Below are 11,410 nucleotides of genomic sequence, written 5' to 3' on the forward strand. Positions count from 1 at the left end.
CTTCCCCCGCATCGGCCGCGCGGCTCGGGGTAACCCCGCCTAAGGTGGCAAAAGGACTGGAAGAGAGGCGATCGACGATGAGCGATACCACGAGCCAGACCAGCCAGACCGGTGCCCAGGGCAAACACTCGCCGGTCGCCGCCGCCGACCGGGGCCGCACCACCATCGCCGACGGCGTCGTCGAGAAGATCGCCGGCCTGGCGGCCCGCGACGTGCTGGGCGTCCACGCGATGGGCAGCGGCTTCTCCCGCACCTTCGGCGCCGTGCGCGACCGGGTGCCCGGCGGCGGCAAGTCCGCCACCCGCGGTGTGAAGGCGGAGGTCGGCGAGGTCCAGACCGCCCTCGACCTCGAGATCGTCGTCGACTACGGCGTCGCCATCGCGGACGTGGCCCGCGCGGTACGGGAGAACGTCATCGCGGCGGTCGAGCGCATGACGGGCCTGCAGGTGGTCGAGGTCAACATCGCCGTGACCGACGTCAAGCTCCCGGACGAGGAAGAGGAAGAGCCCGAGCCCAGGATCCAGTGAGGAGCGCGCGATGAGCATGGCGGTGGCCGGCCTGATGGCCGGCATGGGGCTCGGATTCGCCGGCTACTTCGGTGGCTTCGGGGCCTTTCTGCTGGTGGCGGCGCTGGGCGCCGTCGGGTTCGTGGCGGGCCGGTTCCTCGACGGCGACCTGGAACCGGGCGAGTTCCAACGGTTCCTGCGCCCCCGTGACCACGACGGACCCAGGAGGTAGGGCGTGGGGGGAGGACGGGAGGTCGAGCCCGCCGAGCGCGGCGCGACCCGTATCGCCGACCGTGTCGTCGCGAAGATCGCTTCGCGGGCGGCCCGCGAGGCACTGAGCGGCACGGCCGCGGCACACCACGAGCCCCCGCACGCCTCCGTGGTCGTCCATGAGGGCTCGGCCCGGGTGCGGGTCGCCCTCGAGCTGGACTACCCCGCCGACGTCGGCGCCCGCTGCCGCGCGGTGCGCGGCCGCGTCGTCGAGCGCGTCCGCGGCCTGGCGGGCATGGAGGTCCCGGAGGTGGTGATCACGGTGGAGCGGCTGCACTCGCCGCACTCGGACCGCGGGGACGGGGAGCGGGTCCGATGAGCGAGCCCGTCTCCCTGGAGAAGGACGACCCCGGGCAGGGCGCGCACCCCCGCGCCCACCGCTTCTGGTCCACGCGCCGCCTGCCCGCCGCGCTCGTCGCCGCCGTCGTGCTGGCCGCCGCCGGGGCCCTGCTCTACGACATCGCCGCCGTCCGGGCCGGCCGCCCCGCCCTGCGCTGGCGCCGCCGCCTCGCCCACGAACTGGCCACCCGCCCCCTCGGCGACTTCTGGCTGACCGCCGGCGCCGTGGTCGCCGTCCTGCTGGGCCTGTGGCTGATCGTCCTGGCCGTCACCCCCGGCCTGCGCGGGGTCCTGCCGATGCGGCGCGGCGCCCCGGACGTACGGGCCGGCCTCGACCGGCGCGCCGCGGCCCTCGTCCTGCGCGACCGCGCCATGGAGGTGAGCGGCGTGCAGTCCGTACGGGTCGACGTCGGCCGCCGTGCCGTCAAGGCCCGGGCGCAGTCCCACTTCCGGGACCTGGACGAGGTCCGTACGGACGTCGACTCCGTACTGGCCGAGGGGCTGCGGGAGTTGGGGCTGGCCCGGGAGCCCTCTCTGTCCGTGCATGTCCGCCGGCCGGCGAAGAGGTGAGCGCGCGGTGCTGAGGACCGTCAACCGGATCCTGACGGGGCTGGCCGGAGCGGTGCTCCTGGCACTGGGGGCCGCCGTGCTCGTCGGCGCCCTGGACCTGCAGCGGCGCTGGCACCTCACACTGCCGTCGGCCTGGCCCTTCGACGGGCCGGACGACGTCCTGCTCGCCGACGCCGACCGCCGCGGCCTGCGCGGGAGCACCTGGTGGTGGGCGGCGGTCATCGCCGCCCTGGCCCTCCTCGTGCTGGGTGCCCTGTGGTGGCTGCTCGCCCAGGTGCGCCGGCGCCGGCTGCGCGAGCTGGTCGTCGACTGCGGCGACGGCGAGGTGGCCGTGGTGCGGGGCCGGGCGCTGGAGTCCGTGCTGGCAGCCGAGGCGGGCGCCCTGGACGGAGTGGACCACGCCCTGGTCGCGCTCCGCGGCCGGCGCACGGCGCCCGAGGCGCACGTCCGGCTGACCCTGGCCCCCCGGGGCGCCCCCGCCGCGGCCCTGGGCCGGCTCTGCGCCGAGGTCCTGCGGCAGGGCCGGACCTCGGCCGGCCTCGACCGGCTGCCGGCGGAGGTCCGGCTGCGCGCGGTGCGCCACGGCGCCGAACGCGTCGGGTGAGGGCGGCGGTCAGAAGCCGTGCCGGGCGCCGCCGTCCACGGGCAGCATCACGCCCGTCAGATACGACGCCGCCGGCGACAGCAGGAACGCCGCCGCCTTGCCGAACTCCTGCGGGGCGCCGTAGCGCCCCAGCGGGATCGACGCCGAGCGGCGGGCCCGCGTCACCTCGGCGTCGCCCGAGAGCGCGTCGAGTTCCCGCATCCGGTCGGTCTCGATCCGGCCGGGCGCGAGCCCCACGACCCGGATCCCGCGCGGCCCCAGCTCCACGGACAGGGACTTGGCGAAGCCCGCGAGACCCGGCCGCAGCCCGTTGGAGATCGTCAGCCCGGGGATCGGCTCGTGGACCGACGCCGACAGCACGAAGCCGATCACACCGCCCTCGGACAGCTCCTGCGCCGCAGTCCGCGCCAGCCGGACCGCACCCAGGAAGACCGACTCGAACGCCGCCTGCCACTGGGCGTCGTCGTTGTCGGCGGCCGAGCCCGGCGGCGGGCCGCCGACGCTGACGAGGATGCCGTCGAAGCGCCCGAAACGCTCGCGCGCGAGGCCGATGAGCCGTGCGGCCGTGGTGGGGTCCGCGTTGTCGGCGCCGACTCCGACGGCGCCCGGGCCGAGCTCCCGCGCCGCCTCCTGCGCGGTCTTCTCGTCGCGGCCGGAGACGACCACACGGGCCCCGTCGGCCGCCAGTTCGCGGGCGGTGGCGAAGCCCAGCCCCCGGCTCGCGCCGGTCAGGACGTACACCCGGTCCTTCAGTCCAAGATCCATGGAGTCAGTCTGCCGTGCCCTGCCCGGCGAGCAGAAGAGCCGTTCCCACCAGCCCGATGTGGCTGAACGCCTGGGGGAAGTTGCCGAGCTGCCGGCCGGTCCGGGCGTCGTACTCCTCGGAGAGCAGGCCCACGTCGTTGCGCAGGGTGAGCAGGTGCTCGAACAGCTCGCGGGCCTCCTTCGTGCGGCCGGTCATGTGCAGCGCGTCGGCCAGCCAGAACGAGCAGACGAGGAAGGCCCCCTCGTCGCCGGGCACCCCGTCCACGGGCCCGCCGGGCGAGAACTCGCAGCTGTAGCGGCGCAGGAGCCCGTCGTGGGCCAGGTCCCGGCGGACCGCGTCGACCGTGCCGACCACGCGGGGGTCGTCCGGGGGCAGGAAGCCGACGCGGGGGATGAGGAGGGTGGCCGCGTCGAGTTCGCGCGAGCCGTAGAACTGGGTGAAGGTGCCGCGCGCGGCGTCGTAGCCCCGCTCGCAGACCTCGCGGTGGACCGCGTCGCGCATCGCCCGCCAGCCGTCGAGGTCGCCGTCCAGTTCGGGGTCGGCCTCCAGGGCGCGCACGGCCCGGTCGGCGGCGACCCAGGTCATCACCTTGGAGTGCACGAAGTGGCGGCGCGGGCCGCGGATCTCCCACAGGCCCTCGTCGGGCTCGCGCCAGTGGGCCTGCAGGAACTCCAGGAAGCAGCGCTGGATGTTCCAGGCATGCGGCTTGACGCCCAGGCCGTCCGAGCGGGCCACGTGGAGGGAGTCGATGACCTCGCCGTAGATGTCGAGCTGGAACTGGGTCGCCGCGGAGTTGCCGATGCGGACGGGGAAGGACCGCTCGTACCCCGCCAGCCACGGCACGTCTGTCTCCGGCAGCCGCCGCTCGCCCGCGACCCCGTACATGATCTGCAGGTCGGCGGGGTCGCCGGCGACCGCGCGCAGCAGCCAGTCGCGCCAGGCGGCGGCCTCGTCCTCGTAGCCGAGGGAGAGCAGGGCGCCCAGGGTCAGGGTGGAGTCGCGCAGCCAGCAGTAGCGGTAGTCCCAGTTGCGCACGCCCCCGATCTCCTCGGGCAGCGAGGTGGTGGGGGCGGCGACGATGCCGCCGGTGGGGGCGTAGGTGAGCGCCTTGAGGGTGATCAGGGAGCGGACCACGGCGTCCCGGTGCGGCCCCCGGTAGCAGCAGCGGCCGGCCCACTCGCGCCAGTCCTCCAGGCTGAGCCGCAGCGACTCGTGCGGGTCGAGGAGCTCGGGGCGGGGTTCGTGCGAGGGGTGCCAGGTGAGGACGAAGGCGACCTGCTCCCCGGCCGCGACGGTGAACTCCGAGCGGGTGCTGAAGTCCCGCCCGTACGTGGGCACGGGCGGCTCGCTGCGCAGCCAGACCGAGTCGGGTCCGGCGACGGCGACGCGGTGCCCGTCGGTGCGGCGTATCCACGGCACGACGTGGCCGTAGTCGAAGCGCAGCCGCAGCACGCTCAGCATGTCGACGCTGCCGCTGACGCCCTCGACGATGCGGACGAGGTCGGGGGCGCGGTCGCGCTGCGGCATGAAGTCGGTGACCTTGACGGTGCCGGCGTCGGTCTCCCAGACGGACTCGAGGACGAGGGAGTCCTCGAGGTAGGCGCGCCTGGTGCACTCGCGGGCCCCGGCGGGGGCGAGCCGCCAGTGGCCGTTGTCCTTGTCCCCGAGGAGCGAGGCGAAGCAGGCGGGCGAGTCGAAGCGGGGCAGGCAGAGCCAGTCGACCGAGCCGTCCCGGCCGACCAGGGCGGCGGTCTGGAGATCGCCGATGAGCGCGTAGTCCTCGATGAGTGCTCCCACGCGAGGCGTCTTCCCTGATCGGGTGGGAGCTACTCCGGTGCGGCAGCTGTCCGGGCGATGTCTTCGCCGCTCGCGCCGGCGCCGTCCGATGCGCCGGTGGCCGCCGCTTCCGCGCGGTCGCGGCGCTCACGGCGCACCAGGATGACCCAGCCGACGGGCACGAAGGCGGCGAAGAGCCACCACTGCACGGCGTAGGCCATGTGCGGGCCGATGCTGCTGTGGTCCGGGGCGCCGACGGGCCGGGGCTGGTCCTTGCGCACGGGCGCGGTGAGTTCGATGAAGCCGCCGAGCAGCGGGCGGTGCAGATCGGCCGCGCGCTGCTCGCTGTTGATGAGCATCACCTGGCGGGGCGGCAGGCCCGCGGTGTTCTTGATGCCGCTGCCGGTGGTCTCGTCCGCCTTCAGCCGGCCGGTGACGGTGACCTTGCCGGAGGGTGCGGCGGGCACGTCGGGGTAGCGGGTCAGGTCGCCGTCGGCCGGCACCCAGCCGCGGTTGACCAGGACGGCCCGGCCGTCGCCCATCACCAGCGGGGTGAGGACGAAGTACCCCTGGTTGCCGTCGCCGTCGGTGCGCATCCGGACGACGACCTCGCCCTGGCGGTCGTAGGTGCCGCTCGCGGTGACGGTGCGCCATATGTTGTCGTGCGGCACCGTGCGGCCGGGCGTGGTGAGCTCGGTCACGGGGACGGCGGGGGCGGACAGGCTCCGGGAGATCTGGTCGTTCCGCGCGACCCGGTGCTCGTGGCGATGCAGCTGCCAGAAGCCCAGTTTGATCATCACCGGGATGAGGGCGAGTCCCACGAGTGTGGTGATCACCCACTGCCGGGACAACAGGAAGCGGTACACGCTTTGACGGTACCTGGTGGGGTTCGCCCCCCGGCCAGCGGGTGCCACGCGATGGCTATGAGTGGATTCTTCCCCTCATGCGCCCTTTGTCCCGGCGGGGGTCACATGCGACAGCAGCTGTATGAAGGCGGCCTCGTCGATCACCGGCGTGCCGAAGGAGCGGGCCTTGGTGGTCTTGGAGGTGGGGGAGTCCGGGTCGTTGGTGACCAGCAGGCTGGTGAGGCGGGAGACGCTGGTGGCCACGTGCAGCCCGGCGTCGACGGCCCGGTCCTCCAGCAGCTCGCGGTCGATGGAGGTGTCGCCGGAGAACGCCACCCGCATGCCCTGGATGAGCTGTTCGCCCGGTTCGTACCGGCCCGGGTTGGGGTACGGGCAGGCCGGGCGCTTCCGGCTCGGCCGCCAGGTCGTGGGCCGGTAGGACGGCTGGTACCCCACCCGTGCCGAGCGGGCGGCCGTCGAGCCCGAGGAGCCCGACGACGCGGCCGGGCCGTCGGACCACTCGGTCAGCGGCTGGCACGCCAGCAGCGGCAGCCGCAGCCCGGCCTCCGCCGCCAGGTGCAGACTCGGCCGGAACGCCTCGGCGAGCACCCGGGCGTCGTCCAGTGCGTGGTGGGCGCGCTGCTGCACGACGCCGTAGTGCGCGGCCAGCGACTCCAGCTTGTGGTTGGGCAGCGGCAGCCGCAGCTCCTTCGACAGCGCGATGGTGCACAGCCGCTGCCGGACGGGGGCGGTGGCCCGGGCGCGGGCGTACTCGCGGGAGATCATCGACCAGTCGAAGGCGGCGTTGTGCGCGACCAGGACCCGCCCGTCGAGCCGCTTCGCGAACTCGTCGGCGATCTCCGGGAACAGCGGCGCGTCGGCGAGGACTTCGGAGGTGAGCCCGTGGATCCACACCGGCCCCGGATCGCGCTGCGGATTGACCAGCGTGTACCACTGGTCCTCCACCCGGCCCCGCGCGTCCAGCTGATAGACCGCCGCCGACACTATCCGGTCGTCCCGGGCGAGCCCGGTGGTCTCCACGTCGACGACCGCGTATCCCTCGGGATACGCGGTCGGCCACGGGCTGGACGAGGCGGCGGCGGTGTGGTCATCGAGCATGGTCCAAGAGCTTACGGGCCACCGCTGACAACGCGGGATCCGGCCGGGCCCCACGGCGGCCGGAGGGCCGCGATCAAGCCAGCTCCGTCAGCAGTCCGCCGGCCGTCACCCGCTCCGCCTCCCGCCACGCGTCCACGTCACCGGGGAAGAGCCGGTAGAGGGTGCCGGTCGCCTTCCGCGGGCACACGTCCCCCTCGACCAGCGCGAGCAGAACGTGCCGGCCGTCCGCCGCGCGGGCCGCGAGGTCGCCCGCGTCGTCGGCCGGCTCGCGGCTCTCGGGCGTCCCCAGCGCACGCAGCCGCGTCGCGAAGGAGGGCACGTCCTCGCCCTCGCGGCGCCGGTAGCGCCACAGTTCGCCGGCCGCTCCCCGATCCGGGGCGCGGCGGACGACCGCCGTCTCGTCGACCCGCGCCGCGGCGTGCCAGCAGACGAGGTCCCACACGGTGGCGCGGGCACCGCCCGAGAAGTACGCCCACAGGTCGCGGCCGAGCGAGCCCAGACCGTCGCCGTGCCGCCCCGCGCTGTGGAAGCCGATCTCACCCGGAAGGTGGACATCGGTCCACAGCGCACGCCCGTCGGCGAGGTCGACGAGCATCGGCACGCAGATGCGCGAGTGCCCGGTGAGGTCGAATCGCTGCCGGACGCCGCCCGGCTGGAACGCGGCGTCGCGCTCCCCGGAGGCGGGCAGGGCCATGAAGCCCGCGAAGGCGTCCGGCAGCTCGTCGAAGGGGACGTTGTCGAAGCTGAAGACCACCGGCACGGCGAAGCGCGCACCGCCGGCCCTCAGCGCGGCGAGGTCGAGGTCGACGTACTCGGTCGCCCCGTGGGGAGCGGGCGCGGAGGTGAGGTCGCCGGAGTGCACGGCGGCGTCGCCGTGCCGCAGGTCGGTGAAGTCGCAGACGCCGACGACGTTCCAGTCGTCGTCGAAGAACACCACCGACAGATCGAGGTCCGCCTCCGTGTCCTCGGGCTCCGTCCAGTGCAGGAACAGCCGCAGCGTCCGGCCCTGCGGCAGCGCCAGCTCGCTGCCGCGCGGCACGCAGACCAACGACGAGGCCGCCGTCCGCTCCGCGAACGGCACCGCCACCGTGGCCAGGGCCGGGTCGAGCACGGCGAGCTCGTAGCGCGACGCCTCACCCAGCCGCCGCAGCAGCTCGGCCTCCAGCAAGGCGCACACCCGCCCGACGACCGGCTGTGCGAGCGGCGCCCGCACGTCGTCGGCGGCGTACGCGTGGGCGACCCGGCCGCGGGGGAAGAACACCCGCCGCCGCGACGGCAGACGCCGGCCGCGCAGGGCACCCCACGCCCCCACCAGGGGGCCGGGCCCCACGCCGGGCAGGGCGGCGCGCAGCGCCTCGTCCAGCGCGGGCGCGAGCTCCTCGCCCCCGTACGCCCGCAGCAGCTGGTCCAGCCGCCGCACCAGCTCGCCGGGCCGCTGCCGCAGCAGCGCCACGGCCGCCTCCGGATCACCCTCGCGCAGCGCCTCCTCCACCCGGCCCGCCCACGTGCGGGCCAGCAGACGTCCGCCGCGCACCGCCACCGCCTGCGGGTGCTCGGCCGCCGTGCGCAGCAGGGCCTCGCCCAGCGCCCCCGCGCCGGCCGGATCCGTACCGCGCAGCGTGGCGAAGGCCAGCGCGGCGCGCGGATGCCGGGCGTGGTGCTCGTAGGGGTGCAGGACCTCCGCCGCGCGCTTCCACGCGCGCGGGTGCCGCCGCAGGTCCTCGACGAGCGAGGCGACGGCCAAGGAGTCCAGTACGGACAGCAGTTCGCGCCGCAGGGCACGCGGAACGCCGCGCAGGCGCGGCGGCGCCACCAGGTCGGCCTCGCCGCCGGACCATACGCACAGCAGCCGCAGCACGTCCGTGGCGGTCGTCAGCAGGCCGGGCAGCAGCGCGCGCACCGCCTCGGCCGTGGCCGGCCCGCCGTCGCGCAGCAGGGTGCCCAGCACCAGCGCCTTGGTCTCGCGCACGGGCAGCTGCGCGGGCAGCCAGCCCAGCCCGCCGGGCGCGGCGTGCGCCACCAGCACCTTGACGTCGTCGCGGTCCTGGGGCGACAGCGGCGTCGGCCGCGCGAGCAGGCCGGCCAGCTCGGCCGCGGCGTCCGCCGTGCGCGAGCTGCCGAGGACCAGCAGCCGCAGCGGCCCCTGCGGGGCGGGGCGCCGCACGGCCCCCGCCGGCCGCTCGGGCCGCAGGAACGGGTCCGCGCGGTCGATGCGGCGATGGCACAGCGGGCACCCGGCGTAGTCCGCGCCGTCCCAGCAGGAGCGGCACACCAGGTGCGCGCACGGCGAGACGGGGTGGACGGCGCCGACCGTGCCGCACAGCACGCAACTCTGCTCCGGCCGCTGCAGCAGCAGGCTGAAGACGCGGTCCACATACAGCGCGAACGTGTCGTGGGGCACGGAGCGGGGGAAGTCGCGGAACAGCGGCATGTGCGTACGGTCCGCGCCCAGCTGCGCGTCGATCGCGCGCAGCAGGCCGCGCCCGGTGTCGGCCAGGGCCTCGGCCCCGGCCCCCGCCAGCGCGGTGCGCAGCGGTTCGGTCAGGGCGTGCCCCCGGTCGAGCAACTCCGCCTCGAGGGCGGTGAGTCCGGCCACGACGTGTGGATCGCCGGCCGCGGCGGGCGCGGGCGGCTCGTGGTCGACGTAGACGGTCCGGGCACGGCGAAGCAGCACCGAGTGCAGTGTGGGCACGACGAATTCCCCCTGGAGAAAAGCGAGCGGGGGCGGAGAGTGGGCGCGCTGGGATTCATTGGGAGAACGAGAAGGAAGCACGCCGCGGAGCCGCCCCCGCACCGCGAGTGTAGGCAGCGGCCGTTCGCCGAGGCCAACGGGTTTTCGCCGCCGTCCGGAGGGCATCGGTGGCCCCGCCATCGAACTCGGGGTAACGCACTTCGGTACCCGAGGGTAACAACCCCTAGCGGCACCCCCGCCGACGCCCTTATGGTGCCGCCATGCCGCACCTTCCCGATGTCGTGTTGTGGTCCGTACCGGCCTTCATCCTGCTCACCGCACTGGAGTTGGTGAGCTACCGGCTGCGCCCCGACGACCGTGCCGAGGGCTATGCGGCCAAGGACGCGGCCACCAGCATCGGCATGGGGCTGGGCAGCCTGGTCTTCGACGCCCTCTGGAAGATCCCGATCGTCGCGGTCTACACCGCCCTGTACGAACTGACGCCGCTGCGCGTGCCTGTGCTGTGGTGGACGCTGCCGCTGATGCTCCTCGCGCAGGACTTCTTCTACTACTGGTCGCACCGGGGCCACCACGTCGTACGGATCCTGTGGGCCTGCCACGTGGTGCACCACTCCAGCCGGAAGTTCAACCTCACCACCGCGCTGCGCCAGCCGTGGACCTCGCTGACGGTGTGGCCCTTCTACCTGCCGATGATCGCGCTCGGCGTGCATCCGGCGGCGGTGGCGTTCTGCTCGGCGGTCAACCTCGTCTACCAGTTCTGGGTGCACACCGAGCGGGTCGGCAGGCTGCCCCGGCCCTTCGAGTACGTCCTGAACACCGCCTCCCACCACCGCGTCCACCACGCCTCGCAGGGCGGCTACCTGGACCGCAACTTCGGCGGCATCCTCATCGTCTGGGACCGGATGTTCGGATCGTTCGTGCCGGAGGGGGAGCGTCCCGTCTACGGCCTGACGAAGAACATCGACACCTACAACCCCCTGCGCGTGGCCACCCACGAATACGCGGCCATCGCCCGCGACCTGAAGGCGGCGAGCGGCTGGCGGGAGCGGGCCGGGCGCATCTTCCGCGGGCCGGGCTGGCAACCGGAGCGCGCCGGGGAGCGGCCGGGAGGGGCGGCCGCAGGCGCCGCCGTCGTCCCCGAGCGGGTCGCGTGAGAGGGGGCCGCGCGGCGCCCGTCGTGTTCGCCGCGGTCGCGGTGACGCACCTCGCCGCCCTCCTCGCGGGCGCCCCGGCGCTCGCGCACCTCACCAAGCCGGCGCTGATGCCGCTGCTGGCGGTGTGCGTCCTCGCGCGCGGCGGACCGCGCCTGCTGGTCGTCGCGCTGCTGTTCGGCTGCGGGGGCGACACCCTGCTGCAGGTGGGCGGGGACGTCCTCTTCCTGCTGGGCATGGGGTCGTTCGCGGCCGGGCACGTGTGCTACCTCGTGCTGTTCGCCCGCCACGGCGGCCCGCGCGGCGCCCGCACCCGCCGGCTCGCGGCCGCGTACACCGCCGCCTGGCTGGGCACGCTCGCGCTGCTGTGGCCCGGCCTGGAGCCGGGACTGCGGGCGCCCGTCACGCTCTACAGCCTGCTGCTGACCGCGATGGCGCTGGGCGCGACGCGGGCGCACGCGTGGGCCGCGGCGGGCGGGGCGCTGTTCCTGCTCTCCGACACGCTCATCGCCGGCGCTCTCGCCGACTGGCCGCAGGCCCCGGCGCCCCAGTTCTGGATCATGCTCACGTATCTGGCCGCACAGAGCCTGCTGGCCCGCGGGGTGCTCGCGTGCACCGGCGGGGACGGCCGACGCGGGCAAGCAGGAGGGGGGGGGGGGGGGGGGGCGCCCCGCCCCCCCCCCCCCCCGGGGCGGGGGGGGGGGGGGGCCGCCCCCCCGGGGGGGGCCCTGGCGGTGGCCGGGGAGGTGTTTTTTTTGGTGGTGGCGGTTGA

At 74.9% G+C, this 11,410-nt stretch carries 11 protein-coding genes and 1 pseudogene; 7 read left to right on the plus strand and 5 right to left on the minus strand.

What is annotated here, in order from left to right; genetic code table 11:
• The first annotated feature begins 77 nt into the window (after window positions 1-77).
• Genes AB0G59_RS26375 through amaP form a run of 5 tightly spaced genes read left to right on the plus strand, consistent with a single transcriptional unit; the run spans window position 78 to window position 2,289 of the window.
• Complete coding sequence (locus AB0G59_RS26375; protein ID WP_071962431.1) at window positions 78-527, plus strand: Asp23/Gls24 family envelope stress response protein; 450 nt, start codon at window positions 78-80, stop codon at window positions 525-527.
• A 10-nt stretch (window positions 528-537) separates the two neighbouring features.
• Entirely contained in the window at window positions 538-738 is a 201-nt protein-coding gene (locus AB0G59_RS26380) for a hypothetical protein (RefSeq protein WP_360916368.1), read from the plus strand.
• Window positions 739-741: 3 nt separating this feature from the next.
• A complete protein-coding gene (locus AB0G59_RS26385; protein ID WP_360916371.1) occupies window positions 742-1,095 on the plus strand; it encodes a hypothetical protein in 354 nt (117 codons plus the stop codon).
• A complete protein-coding gene (locus AB0G59_RS26390) occupies window positions 1,092-1,685 on the plus strand; it encodes a DUF6286 domain-containing protein (protein ID WP_360916374.1) in 594 nt (197 codons plus the stop codon). Before AB0G59_RS26385 ends, AB0G59_RS26390 begins: the two co-directional genes overlap by 4 nt.
• Window positions 1,686-1,692: 7 nt before the next feature.
• Window positions 1,693-2,289 carry an alkaline shock response membrane anchor protein AmaP gene (gene amaP, locus AB0G59_RS26395; protein WP_360916377.1) on the plus strand — a complete coding sequence of 199 codons (597 nt, stop codon included), beginning with the start codon at window positions 1,693-1,695 and terminating at the stop codon, window positions 2,287-2,289.
• A 9-nt stretch (window positions 2,290-2,298) separates the two neighbouring features.
• On the opposite strand, the gene AB0G59_RS26400 is transcribed toward amaP, so the two are convergent.
• The 5 genes from AB0G59_RS26400 to AB0G59_RS26420 form a co-directional block, all read right to left on the minus strand.
• The gene (locus AB0G59_RS26400; RefSeq protein ID WP_360916380.1) at window positions 2,299-3,054 is read right to left on the minus strand and encodes an SDR family oxidoreductase; all 756 of its coding nucleotides are present in this window, start codon (window positions 3,052-3,054) and stop codon (window positions 2,299-2,301) included.
• Between the two features lie 4 nt (window positions 3,055-3,058).
• Window positions 3,059-4,852: a glycoside hydrolase family 15 protein gene (locus AB0G59_RS26405; RefSeq protein WP_360916383.1), complete on the minus strand. Its 1,794-nt coding sequence runs from the start codon at window positions 4,850-4,852 to the stop codon at window positions 3,059-3,061.
• A gap of 29 nt (window positions 4,853-4,881) precedes the next feature.
• Window positions 4,882-5,697, minus strand: a complete 816-nt coding sequence (locus AB0G59_RS26410; protein ID WP_360916386.1) for an SURF1 family protein — start codon at window positions 5,695-5,697, stop codon at window positions 4,882-4,884.
• 75 nt (window positions 5,698-5,772) lie between these two features.
• A complete protein-coding gene (locus tag AB0G59_RS26415) occupies window positions 5,773-6,795 on the minus strand; it encodes a DEDDh family exonuclease (RefSeq protein WP_360916389.1) in 1,023 nt (340 codons plus the stop codon).
• 73 nt (window positions 6,796-6,868) lie between these two features.
• Window positions 6,869-9,469 (minus strand): MXAN_6230/SCO0854 family RING domain-containing protein, encoded by a 2,601-nt coding sequence (locus tag AB0G59_RS26420; RefSeq protein ID WP_360916392.1) that lies wholly within the window; start codon window positions 9,467-9,469, stop codon window positions 6,869-6,871.
• 278 nt (window positions 9,470-9,747) lie between these two features.
• On the opposite strand from AB0G59_RS26420, the gene AB0G59_RS26425 reads away from it, so the two are divergent.
• Both AB0G59_RS26425 and AB0G59_RS26430 read left to right on the plus strand, forming a co-directional pair.
• The gene (locus AB0G59_RS26425; protein WP_360916395.1) at window positions 9,748-10,641 is read left to right on the plus strand and encodes a sterol desaturase family protein; all 894 of its coding nucleotides are present in this window, start codon (window positions 9,748-9,750) and stop codon (window positions 10,639-10,641) included.
• Window positions 10,638-11,246 (plus strand): annotated as a pseudogene (locus AB0G59_RS26430) (lysoplasmalogenase); the annotation flags it as partial. The gene AB0G59_RS26425 and the pseudogene AB0G59_RS26430, both read left to right, overlap by 4 nt.
• Window positions 11,247-11,410 lie beyond the last annotated feature (164 nt).

Origin of the sequence: Streptomyces sp. NPDC021096 (genome assembly GCF_040641275.1) — a bacterium.
Classification (GTDB): domain Bacteria; phylum Actinomycetota; class Actinomycetes; order Streptomycetales; family Streptomycetaceae; genus Streptomyces.

What these genes read in the sequence shown, in the direction of transcription:
- AB0G59_RS26375 (WP_071962431.1), top strand. Translation starts at nt 78, where the DNA reads ATGAGCGATACCACGAGCCAGACCAGCCAGACCGGTGCCCAGGGCAAA.
- AB0G59_RS26380 (WP_360916368.1), top strand. Translation starts at nt 538, where the DNA reads ATGAGCATGGCGGTGGCCGGCCTGATGGCCGGCATGGGGCTCGGATTC.
- AB0G59_RS26390 (WP_360916374.1), top strand. Translation starts at nt 1,092, where the DNA reads ATGAGCGAGCCCGTCTCCCTGGAGAAGGACGACCCCGGGCAGGGCGCG.
- AB0G59_RS26400 (WP_360916380.1), bottom strand. Translation starts at nt 3,054, where the DNA reads ATGGATCTTGGACTGAAGGACCGGGTGTACGTCCTGACCGGCGCGAGC.
- AB0G59_RS26415 (WP_360916389.1), bottom strand. Translation starts at nt 6,795, where the DNA reads ATGCTCGATGACCACACCGCCGCCGCCTCGTCCAGCCCGTGGCCGACC.
- AB0G59_RS26425 (WP_360916395.1), top strand. Translation starts at nt 9,748, where the DNA reads ATGCCGCACCTTCCCGATGTCGTGTTGTGGTCCGTACCGGCCTTCATC.